At 65.2% G+C, this 26,348-nt stretch carries 23 protein-coding genes; 9 read left to right on the top strand and 14 right to left on the bottom strand.

The genetic code is table 11. The annotated features are described in order from the left end of the window. Positions 1 to 110: 110 nt before the first annotated feature. Complete coding sequence (locus ABB29_RS11695; RefSeq protein WP_057659186.1) at positions 111 to 929, bottom strand: inositol monophosphatase family protein; 819 nt, start codon at positions 927 to 929, stop codon at positions 111 to 113. Positions 930 to 1,080: 151 nt separating this feature from the next. Between ABB29_RS11695 and ABB29_RS11690 the strand changes: the two genes are divergently transcribed. The 3 genes from ABB29_RS11690 to ABB29_RS11680 all read left to right on the top strand — a co-directional run bounded on the left by ABB29_RS11690 (position 1,081) and on the right by ABB29_RS11680 (position 4,989). Continuing rightward, positions 1,081 to 1,824 carry an RNA methyltransferase gene (locus ABB29_RS11690; RefSeq protein WP_057659183.1) on the top strand — a complete coding sequence of 248 codons (744 nt, stop codon included), beginning with the start codon at positions 1,081 to 1,083 and terminating at the stop codon, positions 1,822 to 1,824. A gap of 124 nt (positions 1,825 to 1,948) precedes the next feature. Further along, complete coding sequence (locus tag ABB29_RS11685) at positions 1,949 to 2,872, top strand: phosphate/phosphite/phosphonate ABC transporter substrate-binding protein (protein ID WP_083487835.1); 924 nt, start codon at positions 1,949 to 1,951, stop codon at positions 2,870 to 2,872. Next, positions 2,869 to 4,989, top strand: a complete 2,121-nt coding sequence (locus ABB29_RS11680; protein WP_057659181.1) for a putative bifunctional diguanylate cyclase/phosphodiesterase — start codon at positions 2,869 to 2,871, stop codon at positions 4,987 to 4,989. The genes ABB29_RS11685 and ABB29_RS11680 overlap by 4 nt, the downstream gene beginning before the upstream one ends. A gap of 165 nt (positions 4,990 to 5,154) precedes the next feature. Here the strand turns inward: ABB29_RS11680 and ABB29_RS11675 are convergent, their stop codons facing one another. Both ABB29_RS11675 and ABB29_RS11670 read right to left on the bottom strand, forming a co-directional pair. Next, positions 5,155 to 5,790, bottom strand: a complete 636-nt coding sequence (locus ABB29_RS11675) for an exopolysaccharide biosynthesis protein (protein WP_057659495.1) — start codon at positions 5,788 to 5,790, stop codon at positions 5,155 to 5,157. Continuing rightward, a complete protein-coding gene (locus ABB29_RS11670) occupies positions 5,774 to 7,081 on the bottom strand; it encodes a hemolysin family protein (protein ID WP_057659179.1) in 1,308 nt (435 codons plus the stop codon). The genes ABB29_RS11675 and ABB29_RS11670 overlap by 17 nt, the downstream gene beginning before the upstream one ends. 258 nt (positions 7,082 to 7,339) lie before the next feature. Here ABB29_RS11670 and ABB29_RS11665 point away from each other — a divergent pair, with 258 nt between their 5' ends. Both ABB29_RS11665 and ABB29_RS11660 read left to right on the top strand, forming a co-directional pair. Then, entirely contained in the window at positions 7,340 to 7,966 is a 627-nt protein-coding gene (locus ABB29_RS11665) for a DUF47 domain-containing protein (RefSeq protein ID WP_057659493.1), read from the top strand. Between the two features lie 9 nt (positions 7,967 to 7,975). Then, positions 7,976 to 9,097, top strand: a complete 1,122-nt coding sequence (locus ABB29_RS11660; RefSeq protein ID WP_057659177.1) for an inorganic phosphate transporter — start codon at positions 7,976 to 7,978, stop codon at positions 9,095 to 9,097. A 130-nt stretch (positions 9,098 to 9,227) separates the two neighbouring features. On the opposite strand, the gene ABB29_RS11655 is transcribed toward ABB29_RS11660, so the two are convergent. Next, the gene (locus ABB29_RS11655; RefSeq protein ID WP_057659175.1) at positions 9,228 to 9,638 is read right to left on the bottom strand and encodes a type III secretion system chaperone family protein; all 411 of its coding nucleotides are present in this window, start codon (positions 9,636 to 9,638) and stop codon (positions 9,228 to 9,230) included. Between the two features lie 38 nt (positions 9,639 to 9,676). Here ABB29_RS11655 and ABB29_RS11650 point away from each other — a divergent pair, with 38 nt between their 5' ends. Together ABB29_RS11650 and ABB29_RS11645 are read left to right on the top strand one after the other, a co-directional pair. Then, positions 9,677 to 10,030, top strand: coding sequence for an MGMT family protein (locus ABB29_RS11650; protein ID WP_083487834.1), 354 nt, complete (start codon positions 9,677 to 9,679; stop codon positions 10,028 to 10,030). A 76-nt stretch (positions 10,031 to 10,106) separates the two neighbouring features. After that, entirely contained in the window at positions 10,107 to 10,766 is a 660-nt protein-coding gene (locus ABB29_RS11645) for a rhomboid family intramembrane serine protease (RefSeq protein WP_057659173.1), read from the top strand. A gap of 139 nt (positions 10,767 to 10,905) precedes the next feature. On the opposite strand, the gene ABB29_RS11640 is transcribed toward ABB29_RS11645, so the two are convergent. The 4 genes from ABB29_RS11640 to ABB29_RS11625 form a co-directional block, all read right to left on the bottom strand. Continuing rightward, positions 10,906 to 12,927, bottom strand: a complete 2,022-nt coding sequence (locus ABB29_RS11640; RefSeq protein WP_057659489.1) for a M13 family metallopeptidase — start codon at positions 12,925 to 12,927, stop codon at positions 10,906 to 10,908. Positions 12,928 to 13,103: 176 nt separating this feature from the next. Then, positions 13,104 to 15,185: a M13 family metallopeptidase gene (locus ABB29_RS11635; protein WP_057659487.1), complete on the bottom strand. Its 2,082-nt coding sequence runs from the start codon at positions 15,183 to 15,185 to the stop codon at positions 13,104 to 13,106. A gap of 193 nt (positions 15,186 to 15,378) precedes the next feature. After that, a complete protein-coding gene (locus ABB29_RS11630) occupies positions 15,379 to 17,061 on the bottom strand; it encodes a CHASE2 domain-containing protein (protein ID WP_057659172.1) in 1,683 nt (560 codons plus the stop codon). Positions 17,062 to 17,084: 23 nt separating this feature from the next. After that, the gene (locus tag ABB29_RS11625) at positions 17,085 to 18,710 is read right to left on the bottom strand and encodes a FecR family protein (protein WP_057659169.1); all 1,626 of its coding nucleotides are present in this window, start codon (positions 18,708 to 18,710) and stop codon (positions 17,085 to 17,087) included. A gap of 85 nt (positions 18,711 to 18,795) precedes the next feature. On the opposite strand from ABB29_RS11625, the gene ABB29_RS11620 reads away from it, so the two are divergent. Next, complete coding sequence (locus ABB29_RS11620) at positions 18,796 to 20,397, top strand: phytoene desaturase family protein (RefSeq protein WP_057659167.1); 1,602 nt, start codon at positions 18,796 to 18,798, stop codon at positions 20,395 to 20,397. Positions 20,398 to 20,432: 35 nt separating this feature from the next. Here the strand turns inward: ABB29_RS11620 and ABB29_RS16720 are convergent, their stop codons facing one another. From ABB29_RS16720 to trxA, 6 genes are all read right to left on the bottom strand, one after another. Next, complete coding sequence (locus ABB29_RS16720; protein WP_057659164.1) at positions 20,433 to 21,614, bottom strand: L,D-transpeptidase; 1,182 nt, start codon at positions 21,612 to 21,614, stop codon at positions 20,433 to 20,435. A gap of 28 nt (positions 21,615 to 21,642) precedes the next feature. After that, a complete protein-coding gene (locus tag ABB29_RS11610) occupies positions 21,643 to 22,434 on the bottom strand; it encodes a murein L,D-transpeptidase catalytic domain family protein (RefSeq protein ID WP_057659160.1) in 792 nt (263 codons plus the stop codon). Positions 22,435 to 22,496: 62 nt separating this feature from the next. Then, positions 22,497 to 23,273, bottom strand: a complete 777-nt coding sequence (locus ABB29_RS11605) for a queuosine precursor transporter (protein WP_057659159.1) — start codon at positions 23,271 to 23,273, stop codon at positions 22,497 to 22,499. Positions 23,274 to 23,277: 4 nt separating this feature from the next. After that, the gene (locus ABB29_RS11600; protein WP_057659485.1) at positions 23,278 to 23,949 is read right to left on the bottom strand and encodes a DUF502 domain-containing protein; all 672 of its coding nucleotides are present in this window, start codon (positions 23,947 to 23,949) and stop codon (positions 23,278 to 23,280) included. A gap of 40 nt (positions 23,950 to 23,989) precedes the next feature. Further along, positions 23,990 to 24,457 carry a DUF4442 domain-containing protein gene (locus tag ABB29_RS11595; RefSeq protein ID WP_057659157.1) on the bottom strand — a complete coding sequence of 156 codons (468 nt, stop codon included), beginning with the start codon at positions 24,455 to 24,457 and terminating at the stop codon, positions 23,990 to 23,992. A 227-nt stretch (positions 24,458 to 24,684) separates the two neighbouring features. Beyond that, the gene (trxA, locus tag ABB29_RS11590; RefSeq protein ID WP_057659483.1) at positions 24,685 to 25,545 is read right to left on the bottom strand and encodes a thioredoxin; all 861 of its coding nucleotides are present in this window, start codon (positions 25,543 to 25,545) and stop codon (positions 24,685 to 24,687) included. A gap of 199 nt (positions 25,546 to 25,744) precedes the next feature. Between trxA and ABB29_RS11585 the strand changes: the two genes are divergently transcribed. Beyond that, positions 25,745 to 26,344 (top strand): DUF998 domain-containing protein, encoded by a 600-nt coding sequence (locus tag ABB29_RS11585; RefSeq protein ID WP_245622608.1) that lies wholly within the window; start codon positions 25,745 to 25,747, stop codon positions 26,342 to 26,344. Positions 26,345 to 26,348 lie beyond the last annotated feature (4 nt).

The raw sequence follows: 26,348 nt of genomic DNA, 5'->3' as shown, positions 1-26,348 counted from the left end.
GTAGGCCATCAGGCAGATAATAGAAAAGCCGCGCGGAAGCGCGGCTTTTTTGTGGGCGTGGCAACTGCTGCGGCAGACGCGACAGTTGCCGCGCTGCCGGGCCCACTGTTTCAGCTGAAGGTCTTGGCGTAGCCGGAAGAGACGATGACTTTCTGGGTCGCCTCGCAGACGCGCAGGTTGCCGGCGACGATCTGGCGGCTGAGTGCGCCGCGGCCATCGATCTTCAGCAGCGGGCCGCCCTTGAAGTCGCTGACCTTGCCGCCGGCTTCGCGGACCAGCAGCATGCCGGCGGCGATATCCCAGTCGCGCACGCCGGCCTCGAAATAGGCATCCAGGCGACCGCAGGCGACATAGGCCAGGTCCAGGGCCGCCGAACCGGCGCGGCGGACGTCTTCGGCATGGACCAGCAGCTCGCGCACGCATTCCAGCTGGGCACCGACGCGGGCGCGCTCGCGCGGGGCGAAACCGGTACCGATCAGGGTGCCGGCCAGTTCCTTGCGATCGGTGACGCGGATGCGGCGCTCATTGAGCTGGGCACCCGAGCCACGGCTGGCGGTGAACAGTTCATTGCGCAATGGGTCGAAAATCACCGCGTCGGTCGGTTCGCCGTTCTCGCACAGGGCAATCGACACGCAGTAGTGCGGGATGCCATGCAGGTAATTGCTGGTGCCGTCGAGCGGGTCGATGATGAAGGTATGGCGGCCGTTGCCCTGCGGCCCGCCTTCCTCGCCGACGATGGCGTATTCGGGGTAGGCGCGCTTGAGTTCCTTGATGATGACCTTTTCGGCATCGGCGTCGACTTCGCTCGCATAATCCATCCGGTCCTTCTGGATGACGTTCAGGCTGTCCAGCTTGTTGATGTTGCGCAACAGGACATTGCCTGCCAGGCGGGCGGCCTTGACCATGACGGTGACGACGGGTTTCTGCATGGCTAACGGACCTCGGGACAGGCAACAGGGGGCGAACGAAGGAAAAGAGCAGCACGGTTCGATGACCGGCCCGCACAGTTTAACATCTGCACCCATGAACACGCCTGAAAATTCCCCATCCAAGCCGTCCCCTCCTCAACCAGCGGCCCCGGTGCCGGCTTCGCAGCTGCGCATCGTGCTGGTCGGCACCCAGCATCCCGGCAACATCGGCGCCGCCGCCCGTGCCCTCAAGACCATGGGCTTGTCGCAACTGGTGCTGGTCGCCCCGGAGGACTTCCCCAGCGACGAGGCCTACCGCCGGGCGGCCGGGGCCGATGACCTGCTGGCCGAGGCCCGGGTGGTGGCGACCCTGGCCGAGGCGGTGGCCGACTGCCAGTACGTACTCGGCTGTACCGCGCGCAGCCGCCGCGTGCAGCTCGACGAATGGCTGCCCAGGCAGGCGGCCGCGCTGGCCGTGGCCCAGGCTGCCAGCGGCGCGGTAGCGCTGGTATTCGGCCGCGAACGCACCGGTTTGACCAACGAGGAGTTGCAGCTGTGCCATGCCGCGGTGCATATCCCGGCCAATCCCGAATACAGCTCGCTCAACCTGGCCGCCGCGGTGCAGGTGCTGTGCTATGAGCTGCGGCTGTGCATGCTTGGCGAGCCGGCACCGACAGCGCCGCCGCAATATCCGAACCAGATGCCGGCCGCGCATGCGCAGATGGAGGGCTTCTTCCAGCAACTTGGCCAGACCCTGGACGACATCGACTTCCACAAGGGGCGCGCGCCGGATTCGGCGATGCGCAAGTTGCGCCGTTTGTTCCTGCGCGCACAACCCAGTGAGCAGGAAGTCCGCTTGCTGCGCGGCATTCTCGCCGATGCCCAACGGATGGCACGACTGGCGGGCAAAGACTGAACGGCCGGGCCGGCTGCGACGTTTCTGCATTCAGCGGAAAATGCGCGGCCTGTTGCCGTCTGTCCAGACGTGGCAAATTCGGCTAGTCTCGCTGGATTCGAACAAGGGGAAGGGCGAGTTGCGAATGTTTCGACTCGTGCTGTGGCTGGTGGTGTTTGGCGCAGTGTCGTGGTCGCTGCAGGCGCAGACGCTGGATACCGATGAGGGTGATCACGTGCTGGTGCTCGGCCGCATCAGTGACGACCCGCGTGCCCATTATGAACAGCTCAAGCCGCTACTGGATTACGTGATCCCACGGATGCGCGATGTCGGCATCAGCGAGGGACGGATCCTGATGGCGCGCGATGCCCAGCAGATGGCCAGCTACCTGCGCCGCGGCCGGGTCGACTGGGTCACCGAGACCGCCGGTACCGCCATGCGCCTGCAGGATCGCGCCGGTGCCAAGCCGCTGCTGCTGACCGAGCGTGGCGGGGTCAGCCGGTACCACGGACTGTTCTTCGTACGCCGCGACAGTCGGATCCAGACCCTGAAGGACCTGCCCGGGCACGCGGTGGCGTTCCAGAACACGGCATCGACCAGCGCCTACTTCGCGCCGTCGGTGTCGTTGCTGGACAACGGCCTGAAGATGGAAATCCTGCTCTCGCCGATGGACCGGCCCAGTCCCGATTCCGTCGGTTACGTGTTTGCCCGTTCCGAGGTCAACATTGGTACCTGGGTCCACAAGCGGCTGGTCGATGCCGGCGTGGTCAGCAACCTGGACTGGGACAATCCGCTGCGCATTCCGAGCGCCTTCAAACGCGATTTCCGCATCATCCATCGCACGCCCGACTACCCGCGCGCGCTGGAAATGGTACGCGGCGACATGCCGGCAAAGGTCGAGCAGCGACTGCGCGAAGTCCTGCTGCAGGCATCGCAGGACCCGCAGGCCAAACAGGCGCTGGACCAGTTCTTCCGTACCACCCGCTTCCTGCCGGTGGACGCGGCCTCGCAGCAATCCCTTGACCACCTGCGCCAAGGCGTCGGCATGGTCCGCGAGAAGCTGGAATGAGGCCGCTGGTGTCCGGACTGCAGGCCAAGTTCGCCATTGCCATGGCGATCATGATGGTGGTCGTGCTGTCGTTGCTGGCGACCCTGTTGCATCGCCAGTCGACGATGCAGGCAGAGGTTGCCGAACTGGGCCGCCAGGCAATGCATGGCATGGTCGAGGAAAACCTGCAGCGGCAGGGCGAGGCGGCGGTCGAACAGCTTGCCGAGATGCTGGCCAACCCACTGTATTACTTCGATCTGGAGGAAATCGGAAGCGTGCTGCGTTCGGCGCAGAAAGCGCCGGACGTGAGCTACGCGCTGGTCTATGACGCGCAGGGCCGCATCATCCACGATGGCACCGACGAGATCGCCTCCTACGGCCGCCAGATGAGCGACCCGCTGGCCTACGAGGCGATCAATGGCGACAAGCTGACCACCCAGTGGTCGGCGGACGTCGTCGATGTATCCGAGCCGATCATGGTTGGCGAGCAACGCCTGGGCGGTGTCCGCGTCGGCTATTCGATCGCCTCGGTGCGCGCCCACGAAACCTCGGCACTGGCGGCAGCGAAGCAGCGCCTGGACGCGTTGGGCCAACGCCACCTGCTGCTGGTCGGCGCGCTGCTGGCCGCGCTGATGGCGACCTGCGTGGTGGTGGTGGTGCTGATGCAGCGCACACTGGTGCGTCCGATCCGGGATCTGGCCGCCGCCGCGCGCGCGATCGAGGCGGGCAACTATGAGAGCGGGCGCATGGTCAGCCATCGCCGCGACGAGCTGGGCGAGTTGATGCGCGGATTCAGCACGATGAGCGAGAGCATTGCCCGCCACGACCGCGATGTGCGGCGGATGGCCTATACCGATTCACTGACCGGGCTGACGAACCGGCTGGCGTTTCGCGAAAGCCTGGACCATCGCCTGATGATGGTGCGTGGTGCCGGCCGCCACCTGGCCCTGCTGTTCGCCGACATCGATGATTTCAAGCGCGTCAACGACACCCTCGGCCACGAGGCCGGTGATGAGGTGCTGTTGCAGTTCGCCAACCGCATCAACGAGTCGGTGCAGTTGCTGGGCGGCGACGATGCCTTGCTGGCGCGCTTTGGCGGTGACGAGTTCGTGATCCTGATCCAGGATGGCGATGTCCGGGCCAGGGCCACCCAACTGGCGGAAAACCTGGTTGCCGAGCTGTCACGGCCCTTGCTGATCCAGGACCGCCAGGTATTCCTCGGCACCTCGATCGGCATCACCCTGTTCCCGGAGGACGCGGCCGGCGCATCGGCGTTGATGAAGAATGGCGACATCGCGATGTACCAGGCCAAGGTCGCCGGCAAGAACTGCTATCGCTTCTACAGCCGGGCGATGGATCAGGCGGTCGAGCGCCGGGTGCGCATGGAGCAGGAACTGCGTGGTGCCTGGGAGCGCGGCGAGTTGAGCCTGGTCTACCAGCCGGTAGTGCGGCTGAGCGATGGCAAGCTGGTCGGTGCCGAGGCCTTGCTGCGCTGGCAGCATCCGGAACTGGGCATGGTCGCGCCTTCGGTGTTCATCGACGTGGCCGAGCAGAGCGGATTGATCGAAGTCATTGGACCGCGCGTGCTGCGTGCGGCCTGTGCGGCGGCGGCACGCTGGGGTTTCGAGGACGATACCCTGGAAAAGCCGTTCATTTCGGTCAACGTCTCGCCACGCCAGCTGCGCAGCGGTGACCTGCCGGAAACCGTGGCCGAGTGCCTGCGCGAAACCGGTCTGGCGCCGGGGCGCCTGCATCTGGAGCTGACCGAAACCGCGGTGATCAGCGACGAAGCCCATGCCAGCGCGCTGCTGTCGACTTTGCACCGGGCCGGGGTCAAGGTCTGGCTGGATGATTTCGGCACCGGCTTCTCCGGCTTGAGCCATCTGCGCCGGGTACCGGTCGATGGGGTCAAGATTGACCGCAGCTTCATCGCCGACATGTTGCGCGATCCGGATGATCTGGCGCTGACCACCGCGATTATCGCGATGGCCCATTCACTCGGCATCACCGTGGTCGCCGAAGGCGTCGAGCAGGAAGGGCAGCTGGATCTGCTGCGCGAACGTGGCTGCGATCTGGCGCAGGGCTACTGGCTGGGCTATCCGGTCAGCGCGCATGAATTGAACCAGATGGCCAGCTGACCGGCTGATGCCGACGAGCTGGCGCGGCGTTGGCGCCGCTGTTCGCCGCCGTCCGATGCCTGTCGGCCGGCAGTGCCCATTTCGAAATGATTTCCAAGTGGACTGTTCAAGCGGGCTGTTCGGGCTGATTTCTGGAGACAGGCAGCGCCGGAGGTTCGTGGCGCGCTACATCCAGCGCGACAGCAGACCGCTCAATGCCTGCAGCAGGTTGCCGGACAGGAATCCGAACACCACCACCGCCACGCCACCGACCAGCCACGCCACCAGCAACAACGCGCCGTCGCGTTCCAGCAGGGCCAGCGCGAACAGCAGCAGCATGGCCGCGAACAGGTAGTTGGTAAACGGTATCGGCAACGCCAGCAGGATGCCCAGCAACACCAGCAACAGCCCGGTGAAGGACAACGCCAGCCGATTGTTGAGCAGGCCCGACAACCGTGGCCTGACCAGTTTTTCCAGTCGCTTGAGCCATGGCGAAATCGAAGTACGGAAACGCTCCATCGTGCTGCGATGCGGCCCGCGCGATTTGACGAATGCCGGCAGCCACAGCTGCGACAGGCCCAGCAGCAATTGCACCCCGACCAGCACCACCAGGGGCCCACTGATCGCACCGCCGACGCCGGGGATGGGAATGAAGGCGGGAATCACCGCCAGGAACAGCAACAGGCCGAAGCAACTCTGGCCGAAACCGCTCAGCAGGTCTCCCAGCCGCAGCACGTCGTCGGGAGCGCCCAACGCGAACTCGTCCAGCAGTTGTCTCGTGGTGACATGGGGCGGCGGCGCATGCTCAGGCGGTGATGTCATCGCCTTCATCTTCCGTCAGTTTCTGCAGCAGCAGCTTGTCGATGCGGGCGCCGTCAAGGTCGACCACCTCGAACCGCCAACCGGCCCATTCGATGAACTCGCCGACATGCGGGATGCGCCCGAAGCGATCGATCATCAAGCCTGCGACGGTGTTGTATTCCTCGTCGTTGGGCAGGTCGACGCCGCCGATCAGCTCGCGCAGGTCATCGTTGGGCAACGAACCATCGACCAGCAGCGAACCGTCGGCGCGGGTCACCACCAGCGCGTCCTCGTCGGTGTTCTCGGCGGCCTGCAGGCGGCCGACGACCGCGCCCATCAGGTCGCTCAGGGTCACCAGGCCCTGGATTTCACCGTATTCGTCGACCACCAGCGCCAGCGACTGGTGCTCTTCGCGGAAGATTTCCAGCAGCTTCATCGCGTGGGTCGATTCGGACACGAACAGCGGCTCGCGCAGGTTGCGGAAGATTTCCGGCTGCGGGTCGGCAAACCGGTCCAGCAGAGTCTTGACCTCAAGCACGCCGACCACGTCCTGGTCGTTGCCACGGTAGACCGGGAAGCGGGAGAACTGCGATTCGCGCATGACCTCGACGTTGTCGTCGTAGCTGGCGGCGGCGTCCAGCCAGATGACCTTCTTGCGTGGCGTCATCAGGCTGTCGGCGGTGCGATCACCCAGCCGCAGCACGCGGTTCATCATGTTGCGCTCATCGGCGTCGATGACGCCCTGCTCGTGGCCCTCGCTGACCAGCAGGCGGATTTCCTCTTCGCTGATGGCGTTGCGGTTGTCGTCGCGGATGCCCAGCAGGCGCAGGACGCCGCGATTGATCGCGCCCAGCACCATCACCACCGGTCGCGCGGCGCGCGACAGCCAGTACAGCGGCATCGCCACCACCGCGGCAATCTGCTCGGGGTTGGTCAGGGCAAGGCGCTTGGGGATGAGTTCGCCGAAGATGACCTGGCCGGCGGTGATCAGGCTGACCGCGGTACCGATGCCGATGGCGTGGCTGTATTCCCTGGCGTTGGGCCAGATGTCGGCCAGCCATTCGGCGATCATGGCCCCGATCGCGTCGCCGCCGAACAGGCCGGTGAGCACGCCAATCAGGGTGATGCCGACCTGGACCGTGGACAGCAGATTGTCGGGGTGCTCGGCCAGGGTCAACGCGGCGCGCGCGCCACGGCTGGTCTGGGCCATCTGCTTGAGCCGCAGCTTGCGCGAGGTCATCAAGGCCATTTCCGACAATGCGAAGAAGGCGTTGAGCAGGATCAGGGCGGCGACGATGGCCAGTTCAAGCACGGCGCACCTCCCGGTTGACGGGCGCGGGGGCGGGCAGGCACGGGCGCTGCGAGCGGTAACGGGCGGGGGAGTAAGGGTCGTCTTCCATAGGTTGCGCCCTTCCGGGCGCCGACGGAGTTTAGCAAACCTGGCGCCCGCGGAAAGGCCACGGACCGGTGCCGGGGCGTCCGCCGGGGCGGGGGGCTGTGACCTCGGGTCACGAAACCGTCATAATTCCGCACCTGTAGCCGTCCGTCCCGAGACGGCAGGATGACCCAGATGTTCTCGTTGCAGACGATTTTTGGCTCCGGCCAGCAGTTCTACACCTTGCTGGACGAAGCCGCCCAAGCCGCCTACGACAGCACCCAGGCTCTCCACGTGATGATGCGCGAGAGCGACCGCCAGCCGGCGCTGGATGCCTTCAAGCTGGCCCGCCAGCGTGAACGCACCGCTTCGGACAAGATTGGCCAGGCGCTGGTCGACAGCTTCATCACCCCGATCGAGCGCGAGGACATCGAATCGCTGGGGTCGGCCCTGTACAAGATTCCCAAGCAGGTCGAGAAGTTCGCCGACCGCTATTCGCTGGCCACCCAGCACCTGGAACACATCGACTTCGCGCCGCGCGCGGCGATGCTGGAGCAGGCTGCCGCGGTGGTGGTGGACATGGTCAAGGAACTGCCGAAGATGAACATCGACCGGATGACCGCGCTCAATGAGAAACTGCGCGCGATCGAGAACGAAGCCGACCGGCTGATGCTTGAGCTGTATCGCGACATCTATTCCGGACGCTTGGACAACCTGCAGATGTTCCTGTTGAAGGAGTTCTTCGAGATCCTGGAAAAAGCCATCGACCGCTGCCGCGAAGCCGGCGTGGTGGCTTACCAGATCGTGCTCAAGAACAGCTAAGGAAAGCCCATGCTTACTCTGGTCCTGGTGGTCATCCTGGCGGCGTTGGTGTTCGAGTTCATCAACGGCTTCCACGACACCGCCAACTCCATCGCCACCGTGGTCGCGACCAAGGTGCTGACCCCCGGGCAGGCGGTGATGCTGGCCGCGATCATGAACCTGGTCGGCGCGCTGACCGGTACCGCGGTGGCCAAGACCATCGCCACCGGCCTGGTCAACACCGAAGTGGTCGAGGTCACCTCGCAGGTCATTCTGTGCGCGCTGCTGGGCGGCATCATCTGGAACCTCATCACCTGGTGGAAAGGTCTGCCGTCGTCATCCTCGCATGCGTTGATCGGTGGGCTGTGCGGTGCCGCGCTGGCGGCCGGCCACAATGACTGGGGTTCGCTGATCTGGTCGCAGACCGTCGGTGACTGGACCAAGAACCAGGGCATCCTGTGGAAAGTGGTGTTGCCGATGGTCAGCTCACCGATCGCCGGCTTCCTGATGGGCGTGGTGATGATGATGCTGCTGTGGGGTCTGATCGCGCTGATGTCGCGGGCCGGCGGCTGGCTGGCGCGGCTGGCGCGGCCACGGCTGGTCAATGGTTTCTTCGGCAAGGCGCAGATTGCCTCGGCTGCCTTCATGGGTTACGCCCACGGCCACAACGATGCGCAGAAGACCATGGGCATCATCGCCCTGACCCTGTTCGGTGCCCAGGCCACCGGCGCCCTCGATGATCTGCCTTCGTGGCTGGCATTCATGCACCCGGGCAACGGTGGCGACCAGGACATTGCCCTGTGGATCGTGCTGACCTGCGCGGTGGTGATGGCAATGGGTACTGCCTCGGGCGGCTGGAAGATCATCAAGACGCTGGGCCACAAGATGGTCAAGCTGCATCCGATCCACGGCTTTGCCGCCGAAACCAGCTCGGCCACCATCCTCACCGTGGCCGCGCACTTCGGCATGCCGGTGTCGACCACCCACAGCATCTCGACCGCGATCATGGGGGTGGGCTACGCCAAGAACCCGCGCGCGCTGAAACTGAGCGTCATCGAACGCATCGTCTGGGCCTGGATCCTGACCATTCCCGCCGCCGGCGGCATCGCCTACGGTCTGCTGCGTCTGCTGGAAGCGCTGGGCTGGGCGTAAGGCAGGCATTCTTCGCCGCCGTCGATGGCAAAGCAAATAGAAACGCCGGGCAATGTCCCGGCGTTTCTATTTGTCTGGATTTTGCGCGGCTGCCACCGTGGCCGGCACGTTGGGACGGCGCAGGCCTGGCCTACAGCAGGTCGCCGTCGGCTGACAGCGCACGCTCCATGCTGTCGCCAAGGCCACCAATCTCGATGATCAATCGATCCACTTCCGCCGCGGTCAGGCCCTCATAGGGACGGTTTTCGCACAGTTGCAGATAGGGCACGCCGTCGAGGTCACCCAAGGCCAGGTAGCCGACGCTGCTCTGCCAGTTGAAAGCCAGTGCACGCTTGGCGTCGATGCCGGTGATCGGGGCGATGACGGTGCTGACGCGCAGATAGCCGCGTTCGTCGTCATTGCCCAGTTCGGACAGGAAAATTGCCTGGTGGCGGGCACCGTTGGCCAGCGACAGTTCCACGCAGGCCACATAGGGATCCTGCATGGTGACCTTGTAGCCAGCGGTATGCAGGTGGCTGCGGATCCGCTCGAAGTTCTGCATGATGTGCTCCGGTACGACAGGACCGGTATGGTAGCGCGATGGCGGAGATGACGGATGAAGCACGAATCCTGGCGGCGGTGCGCGCGATACCGGCCGGGCAGGTCAGCAGTTATGGCGATGTCGCCCGTCGCGCCGGATTGCCCGGCCGCGCCCGCCTGGCTGCGCGCGTGCTGAGCCACAACAGCGACCCGCTGTTGCCTTGGCACCGGGTGCTGCGCGCCGACGGACGGATCGCGCTGCCGGAAGGTTCGCGGGGTTATCGCGAACAGAGCCAGCGGCTGCGGGCCGAAGGCGTGCAGGTCACGCGGGGCCGGGTCAGCATGCCCTCGCGCGAACAGCTCCTCGATGCGCAGATCTGGGGGCCTGCGCCAGCGAACGGCAAGCGCCGCTGACGGCTGCCGGCGGCTCCGTTCAGCGCGGTCGCGGATGCGCCGTTATCATGCACGTTCCATCCAGCAAGGGGTTTGCATGTTTCCGCGCCTTCCCAAGGTCACCCAGGCACTGTTGATTGCCAACGTGGTGGTGTTTCTGCTGCAGAAGTCGCTGGGCGATTTCGCACTGGCCAACTTCATGTTGTGGCCGCCGAACAGTGGCCTGTACAGCAGCGACCAGCCGGGTTTCGAGATCTGGCAACTGCTGACCTACGGCTTCATGCACGGCAGCTTCTCCCACCTGTTCTTCAACATGCTGGCGCTGTACATGTTTGGCGCGCCGCTGGAACAGACCTGGGGCGAGAAGCGCTTCCTGACCTATTTCCTCGTCTGCGTCGTCGGCGCCGGGTTGCTGCAGTTGATCGTCGGCTGGTGGGTAATGTCCAACGGCGGTACCGCCTATCCGACGGTGGGTGCGTCGGGCGGCGTGTTCGGCCTGCTGCTGGCCTATGGCATGTTGTTCCCCAACCACCGGGTGATGCTGCTGATCCCGCCAATCCCGATGAAGGCGCGCACTTTCGTCATTCTGTATGGCGCGGCCGAGTTGCTGCTCGGCTTCACTGGCTGGCAACCCGGTGTGGCCCATTTCGCCCATCTGGGCGGCATGCTGTTTGGCTGGCTGCTGATCCGCTACTGGCGCGGACAGTCGCCGTTCGGCGGCCGTGGCGGTGGACCACGGATGCGCATCGTCAAATAGCCGCGACCGGCACCGCGGCACTGGTTTCGGCGCCCATCAATGACATGAAAAAAGGCAGGATCATCGCGATCCTGCCCTTTGTCATTGCAACGTTGTCATCCCGACCGCGACCCGCATGGCCGGCAATGTTGTGCCGGCTTCAACGCCAGATGCGGATGTCCTCGCCTTCCTTGACCTGCATCGGCTGGCTGGCCTTGCAGGCGAAGGTTTCGCCGAATGCCGGCTGGTTGACCAGCGGGCCATTGGCGCGCCACTGGCCCGGTGCGCGGACGTCGCTGTTGGCCATCTGCGCGGCCTGCGACTCGGACAGTTGCTGTGCCCACATCCCCGCCCAGGCCTTGTAGAAGGCTTCCTTGCCGGCCTTGTCGGCGTTCGGCTCGGCGTTGAGGTAGGCATCCCACGCCAGTTCCACGCCTGACAGATCGGCCAGGTTCTGGTCCTGGGTCAGTGGACCGTTGAGCTTGATCCCGGTCAGCCCCGGATACGGATAGCTGCCGTACTGGCTGCTGACGCGCGCGCCCAGTGCATTCCAGGCGGCTAGATCGGCCGGTGTCCACCATTCGCGCAACTTGCCCTGTGCATCGACCATGCGGCCCTTGTTGTCGAAGCCGCGGCTGAGCTCGTGGCCGACCAGTGCGCCATAGGCACCGTACAGCGCCGCCGACGGCTGGGCGGTATCGAATACCGGTGGCTGCAGCACCGCGGCAGTGACGATCAGGCGGTTCTGGGCCAGGTCGTAGGCCAGTGCTGGCTGTTGTGGCAGCACATCCCAGCGACGATCCGCGTTGCCCTTGCCGATGCGCTTCATCTCCTCGCGATGGCGCCAGGTCGACGCGATCAGCATGTTGCCGCCAAAGCTGCCGCGGCCCATCGGCTGCACGCTGTAGTCGATGTCACGGCGTGGCGTGCCGACTTCGATCTTCAGCTTGTCCAGCTTGGCCTTGGCTTCGGTCCTGGCTTCGGCGCTCATCCAGCTGTTGCGCTCGATGCCGCGGCCCATCGCATCACGGATCTGGCCGGCAATCTGTTCGGCGCGCTGGTCGTTGCTGTCGGGCAGGTAGCGGGCCGCGTATTCCTTGCCCAGCATCGGCCCGGCGGCCTGGTTGATGGCATCCAGCACCTGTTGCCAGCGCGGCGGTGGCGTGGTCTGGCCACGCAGGGTCTGGCCACGGAAATTGAATTCGGCATCACGGAACGACTTGGCCAGGTAGGGTGCCATCGAGTCACCGATGCGCCAGCGCAGATAGGCCTTCCACTGCTCAGGCTTGAGCGACTTGACCAGTGCATCGATCTGCTGGAACAACTGCGGGTCGGCCATCGACACTTCGTTGTCGCTCACGCCCTGGACTTCGAGGAATTCCGGCAGTTGCAGGTTGCGGTACTGCTTGCCCAGTTCCTTGACCCCGACCACGGTGTAGTTGGCGAACGGATCGTTCAACTGGTCCAGCGGCTTGGAAACCTGGGCGAACCGGGTTTCCAGATCAATGACCGCCTGGGCGTCGGCATCGAGCTTGTCCTGCGGGGTGCCGGTGAGGGCGAGAATCTGCTTGACGTAGGCCAGGTAGCGACCCATCAGTTCGCGGGTCGGTGCATCGGTGCGGGTGTAGAAGGCCGGGTCGCGCAGGCCCATGCCGCCCTGGGTGAAGTAGCCGATGTGGCGGTCCAGTGCGCGCAGGTCGACGTCCGGGCTGAAATTGAACACCACCGGGATGCCGACCTGGTGCAGGGCGGCGATGGCGGCCGGGATCTCCTTGGCCTTGCGGATGGCGTTGACGCGATCCAGCAGCGGTGCGATCGGCTGCGAACCATCGGCTTCCACCGCCGCTTCGTCCAGGCCGCTGGCCCAGAAGTCACCCAGCAGTTTCTGCACCTTGCCCTGCGGCGCGTTCATTGCCGCGTCCAGCAGGTCGCGCTGCTGTTGCTGGGTGCGCTCGCGCAGCATGCCCATGGCGCTGATCGAAGCGACGTCGGCGCCCAGTGGATTGGCCTTCAGCCAATCGGCGTTGGCGCTGCTGTAGAAGTCGCTGCAAACCGCAGGCACCGCCGGTGCCTTGGACTTTTTCTTCTTCGCCGCCTGGGCATCGGTGCTGGCACCGAGGGCGATGACCAGCGCGAAGGCGAGGGCAGCGGGTTTGACGACGATGGCGCGAAGCTGGGGCATCAGGGGACTGTCCATGGAATGCGGAAGACGCTGATTCTAGCAAGCCTGCGTTGTCATACAGTGCACGGCAGGCCTATTTCGACAAGCACGTTCGAGGACGACGGAAGCATGCCCGCCAAAAGGCAAAGGCCCGGTCAGACCGGGCCTTTGCGCAGGGTGCTACGGCTGTCGTGGACTTACCAGATGACCACCTGCTTGTCTTCGCTACGCACCATCGGGTCACCGGCCTTGCAGCTGAAGGCGGCCGCGAAGGCGGGCAGGTTGGACGGCGCACCGATGGCGCGGAAGTTGGCCGGTGCGTGTTCGTCGGTGTTGACGCGCAGCTTCAGCTCATCCGGGGTGAAGTTGCGGCGCCACACGGTACCCCAGTTGAGGAAGAAGCGCTGGTCGCGGCTCAAGCCATCGATCATCGGGTCCGGGGTGTCGCCAGCGGCTTTCTTCATCGCGTCGTAGGCGGTGGCCAGGCCACCGAGATCGGCGATGTTCTCACCCAAGGTCAGCTTGCCGCTGACCTTCATGCCCGGCGCGGCCTCGTAGCCGTCGAACTGGTTGATCAGCTTGTCGGTACGGCTGGTGAAGCCCTTGGCGTCGGCATCGGTCCACCATTGCTCGAAGTTGCCGGTCGGCCCGAAGCGGCTGCCCTGGTCATCGTAGCCGTGGGTCATTTCGTGGCCGATCACCGCACCGATGCCGCCATAGTTGAGCGCATCGTCCGCATTGGGATCAAAGAACGGCGGCTGCAGGATCGCGGCCGGGAACACCACTTCGTTCTGCAGCGGGTTGTAGTAGGCGTTGACCATCTGCGGCGGCATGCCCCATTCGGTCTTGTCGACCGGCTTGCCGATCTTGCCCAGGTTCCACTGGTAGTTGAACTGGTTGGCGGCCAGCACGTTACCGATGTAGCTGTCGCGGCTGGTTTCCAGACCGGCCCAGTCACGCCACTTGTCGGGGTAACCGATCTTGGGAGTGAAGGCGGCCCATTTTTCCATTGCCTTCTGCTTGGTTTCGTCGCTCATCCAGGCCAGGTTCTCGATACGCACCTTGAGTGCGTCGCGCAGGTTCTGGATCAGGGTTTCCATCTTGGCCTTGGATTCGGGCGGGAATGCGACCTTCACGTACATCTGGCCAAGGGCTTCGCCGGCTTCGTTCTCGATCACGTCCAGCACGCGCTTGCCGCGTTCCTTCAGATCCTTCTGGCCACGCATGGTCTTGCTGTAGAAGTTGAAATTCTCTTCGACGAAGTCATCCGACAGGTACGGCGCGGCGCCGTCCACGGTGTGGAAGCGCAGGTAGCTCTGCCACTGCTGCGCCGGCACGTCGGCCAGCATCTTGCTGACTTCTTCATGGAAGGCGGGGATGGCCAGCGAGAACATCTTCGGCACCGCCACGCCCTGCGATTCGAAGAACTTGGTCCACGGGAAGTTGGGGGTCAGCTTGTCGGCTTCGGCCGGGCTCACCGGGTTGTAGAACAGCGACACGTCGCGCTGCATCTCGACCTTGGACTTGGAGGCCTTGGCCAGGCGGGTTTCGAACGCGACCACGTCCTTGGCCTGGGCGGCGGCATCGGCCGCGGCCACGCCGGACAATTCCAGGACTTTGGCTACGTGGGCCTGGTAGGCCTCCAGCTTGTCCTTCTTGTCGGCATCGAAGTAGTAGGTGGTATCAGGCAGGCCCAGGCCACCCTGGCTGGCGTAGGCGATGTTGTTCTGCGAGTCCTTGAAATCGGCCTCGGCGCCGAAACCGAACAGGAAGTTCTCGCCCTTGGCGGCGCTGCTGCGCAGGTATTCTGCAATCTTGTCCTGGCTGTCGAGCGCGGCGATGGCGTCCAGGTGCGACTTCAGCGGGCTCACGCCCTGCTGGTTGATCTTGTCCTTGTCCATGCCGGTGGCCCAGAAGTCGCCGACGATCTTCTCGACGCCGGTGGCATCGGCATCGGCGGCGGCCTGTTCGGCCAGCTGGCGCTGGACCGCGGTGGAGCGCTCGTCGAGCATTTCAAACGCACCCCAACTGGTGCGATCGCCCGGGATCTCGTTGGCGGCCAGCCATTTGCCGTTGACGTAGCCACTGAAATCGGTACAGGCATTCTTGCTGCTGTCCAGATCGCTGAGCTGGAAGCGGTTGACGCCCGGCAGCTTGCTCTCGTCCAGCGTCAGCGCGTGGCTGTCGGCCTTGGCGGTGCTGTCAGCAGCTGCGGCGGGCGCTTCATCGCCCTTCTTGCAGGCAGCCAGGGTGCTGGCCACGGCCAGGGAAAGTAACAGCAATTTGGGTTTGCTAACGCTCACGATTAACTCCGGCCCCAGAGGGCAATGATCAAGAAAGATGCCCGTCAGGGCGTGGCAGCGACTCTACGCTGCTGCATGACGGGGCGGGGGTGTCGAAGGTCATGGCGGGCCATGAACCCATTTTTTACATCAGTCATGGCGCACCGCCCGCAGGTGGCACCCTGTTGCGTCATGGGGCAGATGGGCCGGTCTCCAGCGGACTGTCCAGATGGCTGCTGCGGTTGCGTCCACTTTGCTTGGCGCGGTACAGCGCGGTGTCGGCGCGGTCGAACAGCTGGTTGGCTTCCAGCGCATCGGCCGCCAGCGCGGTGTGGATGCCGATGCTGGCGGTGAACGGCGGGCACGGGCCCTCGCCTTCGGCCCGCGACGAGATGTTGGCCAGGTCCACATGGATGGTGGTGGCGATGGTCGCCGCCGCCTGCGCCGACGTCTCCGGCAGCAGCACCGCGAACTCATCACCGCCCAGCCGCGCCACCAGATCGCGCGGTCGCCGGGCGCGGCTGAGCAGCACCTTGGACAGTGAACGGAGCACCGCATCGCCGCCGCTGTGGCCATGGCTGTCATTGAGCTGCTTGAAGTGGTCGATATCCAGCAGCAGCAGCGACAGCGGCTGGCCGGAGCGGACCACGTCGCGGGTCTCCTGTTCCAGCGCACGGTCGAAACGGTTGCGGTTGGCCAGGCCGGTCAACGCATCCGATTGCGCCTGCTGGAAGGTATGCCGCAACAACCGGTAAATCGCCAGGCTGGCACCCAGGGCCAGCACCAGCAGCGTGGCGCTGGGCGCAAACCAGACATGCCAGACGCGCATGCCGACATAGGGCACCAGCAACGTCAGCACCGTGGTCAATGCGATCGGCCGCCAGAACCGGCGCATGCCGGCGCGTCCGGCCAGGGTCAATGGCAGCGCTGCCAGCAGTACCGAAAGCAACACCTGCAGCCACGGACGCAAGGGGCTGACCGCGCTGCCGTGCAGCAGCATGTTCAGCAGGTTGCCCTGGTAGACCACGCCGGCGATGCCGGAAGGATTGTTGTCCAGCGGTACCCGCACGTGATCGCCCATGCCGGCGGCGGTGACGCCGACCAGGATCCATTTGCCGGCCAGCAATGAATGCGGCACCCGGTTCTTCAGCACGTCGACATAGGACACATGCTGGAAGCTGTTGGCAGGACGCGCGTACGGCACCATCACCCGATAGTCGCGCAGCCAGTGATAAGGCGACTGTTCGATGCCGCGCGGCGCGCGTTCGCCCGGCATGCGCATCTGTTCGGCATCACTGCCCAGCTGATAGAGCGCCAGTGCCAGCACCGGCCAGCGCGCCGATCCCAGGCCGGCATAGAGGAAGCTGCTGCGTGCCACGCGATCTTCGTCCATGGCCATGTCGGCGTGCCCGAGCGCGGCCGCTGAAGCGGAGAATTCCGGGATTGGCAGCAACTCGACCGCGGGACTGTTCTGCTGGCGCGGCTCGGCATACACCGGCAGCACCACCTTGCCGCTGCGGTTCAGCGAGCGGGCCAGCAGCGCGTCGCCCTCCGGATCGTACAGCGCCGGCTCGCTGAGCAGCAGGTCCAGGGCGATACCCTGGACCCCGATCTGGCCGAGCTGGTCAATCAGTTGCGCATGCGTGCGCCGCGACCACGGCCAGCGGCCCAGTTCGGACAGGCTCTTCTCGTCAATCGTGACCAGCACGATGCGCGGATCGGCTTCGTCGGCCATGCCGGCGGCCAGCCGGTCATAGATCCAGTTGTCGGTGCCGGCCAGCCAGCCGGAACGGCCGGCCATGCTCAACAGCAGGACCAGGGCGACGGCCGCGACCGTCAACAGCAGGCGATGATTGGGCTTGAGTGCGTTCAATGTCTGTATCGACCTTCCACTGATCACGGGTGCCAGGGCGCGGAGGAAAAGAACCCCCACGGCACCCTGATTTTCTGCGCAGGCGGGAATTCGCCATTGCCGCCACCGGCATCCAGCGCACGGGCGCGCACATACCAGTTGCCCGGCGCCAGTTTGCCCAGGGTCACCGAGGGCTTGTCGACCTGCCTGGCTTCCTTGATGACCCGGAAATCGTGATAGCGCGATAGCTGGAATTCGTAGCCCTGCGCGTCCTTTTCAGCATTCCAGTGGAAACTGACCTCGCGTGCGGCATTGACGTTCATGTCGAGGGTGGCATTGCCATCACGCAGCCGGAAACCCACCGGGTCGCCATAGGGTCCGCGCTGGCCCTGCTCATCAAGGCCGGCTACCCGCCAGTAGTAGCTGCCGGGGGCCAACTGGTCGGGGAGTACGACCCGGGTATCGGCGATGCCGTCGGCCTCCAGCACGATGCTGCTGAAGTCCTCATCGCTGGCGATCTGGTACCGGTAGGCGGACGCGCCGTCCGATTGCGCCCAAGCCAATGCCAAGGGTGAATAGACCGCACTGCCGGGTTGCGGACTGAGCACGAACGGCGGCTTGGGAGTGGCGTCGACGACGAACGCCGCGCGCGCCTCGCGGCCCTCGAGTGACTGCTTGATGCCACTCAGCAACAGGTGATAGTCGCCTTCGGGCAGGTCACGCAGGTCGATGCCGGCGGTCACGACAGTGGTATCCAGCTGGGTGGTGCGGAAGTCCGGGTCGGTACTCAGCAACAGCCGGTATCCGGTTGCGCCTTCCAGTGGCGTCCATTGCAGTTTCGTCTCGCCGGCCAGGTAACGCTTGTCGATAGCGGACAGATCCGGTGCCGGCAGCAGTTGCTGTGCACGTGGCGGCGTGGTCTGGCCGAGGGCGACGCTGGCGCCCATGCCTTCCGGCAGCACGGTACCCGGGCCGGCGGCTTCGACCATCACGCTGCCGTGCAGTACCTCGGTATCGGTGCTGCCGGTCGCGGCATCAATGCGGAACTGGGTTCCGCGTACCGATGAGGTCGCCGACGGGGTCTCGACGATGAAACTGGCATTGCCGCCTTTCTGCGGAGCAACATCGTTGTTGATGCGACCGCGCTGCAGGCGCATGCGTGTATCGGACATGCCTTTACGTCCGTAACGGCTCATGCGGTCCAGGTGCAACTCGCTGTTGCTGCGCAACTGCATGCGCGAACCGTCGGCGAACTTCAGGCTCAGTGAGCCTTGTGCAGCGGTTTGCAGCATGGCGCCGACCTGCAGTTGCATGCCTTCGATGACCGGCTGCGCGGGCTGGCCGTCGGCAGGCCGGTAGGTCGCGGTGCCGGCCACCGCGGTCACGCTGGCCACTGCCGGTTCCTGCTGCAGCCACTGCAATGGAAAATGCAGCGACGTGCCGGGTGGCAGCTGGCGCGGATTGCCGATGTGGTTGTGGCGCTGCAGACGCTGCCAGCGGATGCCGGGTTTGAGATATTCACCGGCCAGATCCCAGAGCGTGTCGCCTGGTTTGACCCGGTATACCCAGTCTTCCGCCGACGCCGGCGGGCTGAGCCAGAAAAGAACCAACAGTGGCAGCAGCAGGAGGCCGCTGCGCGGCGTGTGCCCGGGGCGATGCTTGGTGCGCATACTGCAACCGTAGAAAGACATTCGAGCGATTATAGGCTGCGCCATACTGTGATGGGCTCCCCACTGTCAGGAAAACCGGCCGACCATGCCAAAGCAACGACTCAATTATGATGTGATTCTCATTGGGGCAGGGCACAACGGGCTGGTCTGTGCGAATTACCTGGCCAGGGCAGGGTTGAACGTTACGGTCCTGGAACGCAGGGATGTCGTCGGCGGCGCCGCCGTCACCGAAGAGTTTTATCCCGGGTTCCGCAATTCGGTTGCGTCCTATACGGTATCGCTGCTGCAGCCGAAGATAATCGCCGACCTGCAGCTGCACCAACATGGTCTGCGCATCGTCGAACGCAGGCGCAACAACTTCCTGCCACTGCCCGATGGCCGGTATCTGCTGACCGGTGGTGGTGACAGCCGGCGTTCGTTTGCGGTTTTCTCAAGCGCCGATGCAGAACGCCTCGATGGCTACGAAGCGCGGCTGGAACAACTGGCCGACGTGTTGCGCGCTCTGGTGCTGCAGGCACCGCCCAACATCACCGATGGCCGTTGGTGGCAGGCGCTGCCGGAATTGATGCGCGCGGCCGGACTGGCCCGGCGCCTGCACCGGCTGGATGAAACACTGCGTCAGGAGCTGCTGGATCTGTTCACCATCTCCGCTGCCGAATATCTCGGGCGCTGGTTCGAGAGCGATCCGGTCAAGGCATTGTTCGGCTTCGACGGCATCGTAGGCAATTTCGCCAGCCCCTACGAACCCGGCACTGCGTACGTGTTGCTGCACCACGTGTTCGGCGAGGTCAACGGGGTAAAAGGGGCCTGGGGACACGCAATTGGCGGGATGGGCGCGATCACCCAGGCGATGGCGCGCAGTGCCGAATCCGAAGGCGTGACCCTGCGCACCGGCTGCGGAGTGCGACAGGTGCTGGTCGAGGCAGGCCGTGCGGTGGGCGTGGTCACCACGGAGGGCGAGACATTGCGTGCCCGCGCCGTGGTCTCCAACGTCAACCCGAAACTGCTCTATCAGCAGCTGATGGCCGAGGACACGGTGCCGCAGGCGACCCGGGAACGCATGCGCCACTGGCGCTGCGGCTCGGGCACGTTCCGTATGAACGTCGCCTTGTCCGGGCTGCCCAGTTTCAGCGCATTGCCAGGGCCGGGCGATCACCTGACCGCGGGCATCATCCTGGCGCCGTCGCTGGATTACATGGATCGCGCCTACCGCGACGCGCGCGAATCAGGCTGGTCGCGCGAACCGATTGTCGAGATGCTGATTCCCTCGACCCTGGATGACAGCCTGGCGCCGGCTGGCCAGCACGTGGCCAGCCTGTTCTGCCAGCACGTGCAACCGCAGCTGTCCGGTGGCCGCCACTGGGATGACCATCGGGAAACGGTCGCCGACCTGATGATCGCCACCGTTGATCGCTATGCGCCGGGCTTTGCCGCGCAGGTGCTGGGCCGGCAGATCATGAGTCCGCTGGATCTGGAGCGGACGTTCGGCCTGCTGGGCGGCGACATCTTCCACGGCGCGCTGTCGCTCAACCAGTTGTTCAGTGCGCGCCCGGTGCTCGGCCAGGCCGACTACCGCGGCGCGGTCGACGGCCTGTACCTGTGTGGCGCCGGCAGCCATCCCGGTGGCGGCGTGACCGGCGCGCCGGGCCACAATGCCGCCCGGGCCATCATCCAGGATCTGGGCTGACGCCAGTCGCCAGCCAGCGATCATGCAAGCGCGCTTCAGCGCGTCGCCGGGTCGTGGCCTGGGGGCGGATCGGCGTTGATTACCTGCAGTTGCGGGCCGGTCGATTGCGGCATGATCTGGCCGTCGGTGGCCACCAGCACGGTGCCTGGTCGTACCAGTGGCAATACCTTGGCGATGAAGCCGGGCGGGATGTCGAACTGGCTGCTTTCGGCGGTCGGCACCGGCACCCCCTGTTCGCCCTCGCGACCGGGAATGCCGATGGCAATCCATTCCGGCATCCGTGCCTGGCGCATGTCCGAGCCAGCGGCCGGCGGCTGGAAACCGGCCGAAACGATATAGGCATGGGTACCCATCCGGGTCGGCGCGCCGCGCAGGGCGATGCGACTGCGGCCGACTTCGACACCGTTGCGATAGACGAACAGGATGCGGTCGCTGCGGCTGAGCACCATCGAAATCGGACCTTCCTTGGCGGTCGCCGGCTTGCCCTGGGCCGCAGTGGGAGCGGCGGGCGCCGCGCTGGTGGACGCGCTGGTGGACACGACGCCACCGTCGGCGGCCAGCACGACCGGGTCGGCCGAGTCGCCGTCCCAACGCCAGGCAGTGCCGTCTTCCAGCAGCGGTATCACCACATCGGCGCCGGTGTCGGGATTGATCGGGCTGACCAGTCCCGGGTGGACGACGTTGACCGGCGCCGAACCTTCCTCGGCGACGACCACGGTCATGCCCATGTTGGAGGCTTCGAACAGATGCTGCGCGAACGCGGTCGGCAGGTGCACGCAGCCGTGTGATTCCGGATAGCCGGGCAGGCCACCCGCATGCAGTGCCACGCCACCCCAGGTCAGCCGCTGCTGGTAGGGCATCGGTGCCGAGTTGTAGATGCTGGAGTGGTGGTCCTTGTCCTTCTGCAGGATGGTGAACACACCGGTCGGCGTCTCATGACCCGGTTTGCCGGTGCTGACCGTCGACACCGCGATCAGGATGCCGTTGCGATACACGTAGGCGCGCTGTTCGGTCAGGCTGACCACCACCGCCATCGGCCCGGCCTGTTTGTCGTCGCCAGCCCAGAACCACTCGCCGGGCTTCAGCTCGCTGGCATGGGTATCGACCGGGCTGGACTGTTTGGCACCCCAGAACGGAACCGCGGCGGCATTGCCCGCCATTCCCACGCCCAGCAACACGCCCAGCAATACACTCGATAAACGGGCCAAACGTCGCATACGCGGGCTTCCTTTTTTGAAAGAGGGATCAGTGCAGGCTTGAGAGCCTTCCGGCAACCGGCGCCAGCTGTGCACGTGCCATCGCGCACTGGGCCAGCGACGAGCGCGTCAGCCAGGCCTGCTGCGGGTAATAGGAAAACACAAACTGGCCGTCTTTCAATACATCGATGATCGGTTTGGCCACCGCCTTGCGCAGCGCCGGGCAGCCCCAGCTGCGGCCCAGCCGGCCCATCCGCTTGCCGTTGTCGGCATTCACGTAGTCGGCGCCGTGGATCACGATGGCCCGCGCCAGCGCGGCATCGTTGAAGCCGGGGTCCAGCCCCTGCATGCGCAGTGAATAGCCGTTGCGGCCCTGGTAAGTGCCCTGGGTATAGAACAGCCCGAGGCTGGAGGCGTGGGTGCCTTCGTCATTGGAGAAGCGGGTCGGGATGTCGCCGCCTGAGCCTTGTCCGTGCGCGACCAGTTCGTGGTACAGCAGCTTCTGCCGGGCCAGATCGAACACCCACAGCCGCGGCGTCAGTGACGAGCGGCTGTAATCGATGATCGCCAGGCGGGTGGCATTGACGCCGGTGCCGTGTGCCTGCGCGCACTGCATCGCCGACAGACCCAGCGCCAGCACCTGCGGATCGGCGGCCGGCGCCAGCGAAGACAGCGGCGATGAAACCGCTGGCGGCGCAGCTTCTGGCGCGGTATTGGCCTGGGTGGGGGCGGCTGGCGAGGCATTGCTGGCCAGGCGCCTGGCCGCGCGCTCTGGCGCGTGCGCGGCCACGCTGCTGGCGCCGGTCAGGGCCAGCAACAGGGAGACGAGGAAATATTTCATCACGCAATGCTAAGGCAGCGGCCTGCTGGAAACGTGAACAGATCAGGATTTAACCATCAAATTCAATCGCTTGCGGCGTCGAGTCGCAGCTGCCGTTCACGTTCGTCGCCCAGGTAACGGCGGATGCCGTGACGCATCAAATACAGCAGCGGAATCATCGCCAGCGCCGCCAGCATCTTGTAGATGTAGTTGACGCTGCTGACCGCCAGGAACAGATCCGTCGGCCAGTGCTGCGGGCCGAGCACGAACGCCACATAGATGACCACGAAGCTGTCGACCAGTTGCGAGACCGCGGTCGAGCCGGTCGCGCGCAGCCATACCCAGCGTTCGCCGGTGGCCGCGCGGATGCGGTGGAATACCGACACGTCGATCAGCTGGCCCGCCAGGAACGCCACGATCGAACCGCCAATCGACCACATGCCCTGGCCAAAAATCGCGGCGAAGGCGGCCTGGTAATCCGGCACGCCCTGCTCACGGGCGGCTTCCACCCACCAGCCGGCCGGTGCCGCGGCGATGGCCAGGAAAGCGAACAGGAAGCCATAGATGATCAGCGCCACCGCCAGCCACGAGACGTAGCGCACCCCACGGCGACCGAAGAATTCGTTGACGGTATCGGTCAGCACGAACACGAACGGCCACAGCAGGGTGCCGACGGTGAAATTGAGCGAACCGCTGCGCCCGAACAGGTTCCATTCCAGCGGCGCGATGCCAAGGGTGTCCTCGAGCGCGAAAATCTTGACGCCTATGAATTCGGCCAGCACCGCGTTGACGCAGAAGAACGCCGCCAGCGCGATGAACAGGCGGGTCGCGCGATCATTCAACGGACGCACGGCCGCCATCGTGTCAGCGTTCGCCGGCGCGGGTGAATGGCATGCTTTCCGGCGCCACCGCGCCACCGGAGATGATGAAACTCATCGCCTGGTCGACGCTCCAGTCGGTCGGCGTCAGCAGTTCCACCGGCACGATTTCCAGGTAGCCGGAGGTCGGGTTGGGCGTGGTCGGCACATAGACTGCGGCCAACTCGCGACCGCTGCCTTCCTCGCGCATGACCCGGGTGACCAGGCCCACCGACTTCATTTCGCGATGCGGAAAGTCGACCAGCACCACGCGCTGGGTGCTGCCCGGCTTGGTCTGCAGGATGTCCAGCAGTTTGCGCGCGCTGGTGTAGATGGTGCTGGCCAGCGGCACCCGCAAGATCAGCAGTTCGAACCAGCCGAGGATGCGCTGGCCGATGACCCGGCGGGCGAGGAAGCCGACCAGCAGGATCACCCCGACCGTGGCCACCATCGCGATGGTGTTCTGCACCCACAACGCGCTGATCCAGCCCAGCGACTGTGGGAACGAGGCGGCGATTTCCTGTGACAGCGGACCGACGATGGGCTTGCTGGCATCGGACAGCAGCACGAACACGAACTTGACCACGACCCAGGTCAGCCAGATGGGCAGCAGGGTCAACAGGCCTGTCAGGAACAGCTTCTGCAGGGACGTACGGGGGGCGGGGGAGGGATTGGACATGCCGCCATTGTAAGGCTTGCCGGACTTGTCCAACGCTGCCTCAAGCGCTGGGCGAGGGACGTTTTTCCGGTTTCAGCCGCACATAGATCTGCTTGCGGATGCGGGCGACGATTTCACTGCGCTCGTTGAGCACGTCGACCGGCAACCAGCGCAGGACCTTGTCGCCGGCGGCAGCGGCATCACACAAGGATTCGAGCAGTTCGGCGTCGACGCGGAACTGCGCATGCAGGGTGCCGCGGCCGGGGCTGACGAATTCAATCTCGGCGGCCTTGTCCCAGACGTAATAGTCCCGGCCCAGGCACTCCTTGACCATGATCATCCAGAACGGGTCGGTCATCGCGAACAGACTGCCGCCGAAATGGGTGCCGACATAGTTCCGGTTCCACGGCCGTATCCGCAGCTCGACCCGCGCCTGGCGCCAGTCGTCGGCCAGTTCGGTGACATGGATGCCGGTGAACAGGAACGGTGGCCAGAAATTGAACAGATGGCGCAGGCGGGAGGGTTTCATGGCTGGCGGCGGAGGGATGAAGCGGATGCGCAGGATACCCTACGCACCCGTATGTGGCTCCCCTCCCGTAGAGCGGAGCTTGCTCCGCTGGCGCATCGGTCATGCGGTAAGGACGCGGATGTCGTCGCAAACAACGGAGTCAGCGGAGAGGCAGCGGAGCCTCCAGCGGATAGCGGAGCGTGCGGACAGCGGAGCGTAGGAGGCAGCGGAGCAAGCTCCGCTCTACCTTAGAACAGTAGCGAGGACATCTTGCGCCGGTAGTTGCTGACCAGTGCGTCGTCTTCGATGACCAGGAACGCATCGACCAGTGCCTTGCGCGGCAAGCCTTCCTCGAAGCCGCGATCCAGCCGCAGCATCTCCAGGAACTGATCCAGTGCGGCCTGCGAACGGCCGGCAACCAGGTGCTGTACGCCAAGCAGATGGCGCGCGCGCAGATCTTTCGGATCGGCGGCGATGGCCGCTTCCAGCACTTCCACCGGCGGCGCATCCTTGACCGCGTTGGCAAACGCCAGCCGGGCATGGGCGCGTACCGCGCGTTCGTCGGTGGCCAGGTTGGCTGGCAGGGCCTGCAGCAGTTTGTCGGCCTCGCTGATGGCGCCGGTCTTCAGCAGCGCCAGCGCCAGATCCAGTTTCAGGTCGTCCTTGTCCGGCTCGGCCTCGACCGCCGCGCGCAGCCGCAGGACTTCGGCATGCGGGTCCAGCGGTGCCGCTTCGACCGGCGCCTCGTCATTGGCTGCGGCGGCTGGCAGCACGCCGTGCTTGGACAGGAATTCGCGCAGCTGGCCTTCCGGCAGGGCGCCGGGGAAGCCGTCGACGATCTGTCCATCCTTGACCAGGAACACGGTCGGCACCGAGCGGATCTGGAACGCGGCGGCGATCTGCTGCTCCTTGTCGACGTCGACCTTGGCCAGCTCGAACGCACCGTGGTATTCACCCGCCAGTTTTTCCAGGATCGGCCCCAGCGTCTTGCACGGCCCGCACCAGGTAGCCCAGAAATCCACCAGCACCGGCACCTGCAACGACTTCTGCAGGACGTCGGCCTCAAAGGTTTCGGTGGTGGCGTCGAAAACGTGGGGAAGTTCGCTCATGGAATTTACCTGTCGGTGGTTGCCGGCATACATGGTGGCGGCAGGGGCCAGAGTCAAGTTGCCGGTGGCCCGCGGGCATCGCTCCGCCTCCGCCGGGTGTTGATCGCTCAGCGGCGGACGCCGCGCAGCCACTATCATGGCGGCTGGCGAATCGCCGCAAGGCGACGCAACTCTCTTCATCCAGGCAACGGCGGACACGGTGGACCCAAGGATCAATCACGCACTCAAACATCTCGGCCTGGCCGCCACCGTGGTGTTCATTGCCAGCGCGGTGGGCTTCGGCGCCGCGTTGAAGGGCTACTCGCACGTCCTGCACCCGGTTGATCTGCTTGGTGGCATCGGCCTGCCGCACGGCTTGGCATTCAACCTGCTGGGACTGGTGCTGCCGGGCGTGCTGGCCGGGGTGGTGGCGATGGATCTGCGCCGGCGCCTGCCACACACGGCGCCGTGGACGGTGAAGATTGGCGCGCAGCTGCTGTTCCTGTCGGCGCTGGGCTTCATTGCCCTGGGCCTGTTGCCGCTGGACATCGAAGATCTCAACAACCACGCCAGCCGCCTGCATGCCACCGCCTGGATGTTGTGGTGGGTCGCGTTCGTCGCCGGCGCTGGATTGCTGGCCTGGGGCCTGCGCGGGCAACCGCAATGGACCTTGCTGGCGGCGATCAGCCGGGTTGCCGCGCTGGGCGTACTGGTGATGGTGCTGTTCGGGGTTTCGTTCCTGCCCGGTGGCATCGCCCAACGGCTGGCCTACGGGCTATGGCTGCTATGGCTTTGCGTGGCAGCGCGGGCGGCGCGTTGACACC

It is taken from the genome of Pseudoxanthomonas dokdonensis, from assembly GCF_001431405.1.
Taxonomy (GTDB): Bacteria; Pseudomonadota; Gammaproteobacteria; order Xanthomonadales; family Xanthomonadaceae; genus Pseudoxanthomonas_A; species Pseudoxanthomonas_A dokdonensis.
The sequence above is the reverse complement of the archived record's forward strand: the minus strand, read 5'-3'. Positions and strand labels throughout refer to the sequence as shown.

Bases quoted from the DNA above. Each gene is read 5' to 3' on its own strand.
- ABB29_RS11695 (WP_057659186.1), bottom strand. From the start codon at position 929: ATGCAGAAACCCGTCGTCACCGTCATGGTCAAGGCCGCCCGCCTGGCA.
- ABB29_RS11685 (WP_083487835.1), top strand. From the start codon at position 1,949: ATGTTTCGACTCGTGCTGTGGCTGGTGGTGTTTGGCGCAGTGTCGTGG.
- ABB29_RS11680 (WP_057659181.1), top strand. From the start codon at position 2,869: ATGAGGCCGCTGGTGTCCGGACTGCAGGCCAAGTTCGCCATTGCCATG.
- ABB29_RS11675 (WP_057659495.1), bottom strand. From the start codon at position 5,790: ATGACATCACCGCCTGAGCATGCGCCGCCGCCCCATGTCACCACGAGA.
- ABB29_RS11665 (WP_057659493.1), top strand. From the start codon at position 7,340: ATGTTCTCGTTGCAGACGATTTTTGGCTCCGGCCAGCAGTTCTACACC.
- ABB29_RS11660 (WP_057659177.1), top strand. From the start codon at position 7,976: ATGCTTACTCTGGTCCTGGTGGTCATCCTGGCGGCGTTGGTGTTCGAG.
- ABB29_RS11655 (WP_057659175.1), bottom strand. From the start codon at position 9,638: ATGCAGAACTTCGAGCGGATCCGCAGCCACCTGCATACCGCTGGCTAC.
- ABB29_RS11650 (WP_083487834.1), top strand. From the start codon at position 9,677: ATGGCGGAGATGACGGATGAAGCACGAATCCTGGCGGCGGTGCGCGCG.
- ABB29_RS11645 (WP_057659173.1), top strand. From the start codon at position 10,107: ATGTTTCCGCGCCTTCCCAAGGTCACCCAGGCACTGTTGATTGCCAAC.
- ABB29_RS11640 (WP_057659489.1), bottom strand. From the start codon at position 12,927: ATGCCCCAGCTTCGCGCCATCGTCGTCAAACCCGCTGCCCTCGCCTTC.
- ABB29_RS11625 (WP_057659169.1), bottom strand. From the start codon at position 18,710: ATGCGCACCAAGCATCGCCCCGGGCACACGCCGCGCAGCGGCCTCCTG.
- ABB29_RS11620 (WP_057659167.1), top strand. From the start codon at position 18,796: ATGCCAAAGCAACGACTCAATTATGATGTGATTCTCATTGGGGCAGGG.
- ABB29_RS16720 (WP_057659164.1), bottom strand. From the start codon at position 21,614: ATGCGACGTTTGGCCCGTTTATCGAGTGTATTGCTGGGCGTGTTGCTG.
- ABB29_RS11610 (WP_057659160.1), bottom strand. From the start codon at position 22,434: ATGAAATATTTCCTCGTCTCCCTGTTGCTGGCCCTGACCGGCGCCAGC.
- ABB29_RS11605 (WP_057659159.1), bottom strand. From the start codon at position 23,273: ATGGCGGCCGTGCGTCCGTTGAATGATCGCGCGACCCGCCTGTTCATC.
- ABB29_RS11600 (WP_057659485.1), bottom strand. From the start codon at position 23,949: ATGTCCAATCCCTCCCCCGCCCCCCGTACGTCCCTGCAGAAGCTGTTC.
- ABB29_RS11595 (WP_057659157.1), bottom strand. From the start codon at position 24,457: ATGAAACCCTCCCGCCTGCGCCATCTGTTCAATTTCTGGCCACCGTTC.
- trxA (WP_057659483.1), bottom strand. From the start codon at position 25,545: ATGAGCGAACTTCCCCACGTTTTCGACGCCACCACCGAAACCTTTGAG.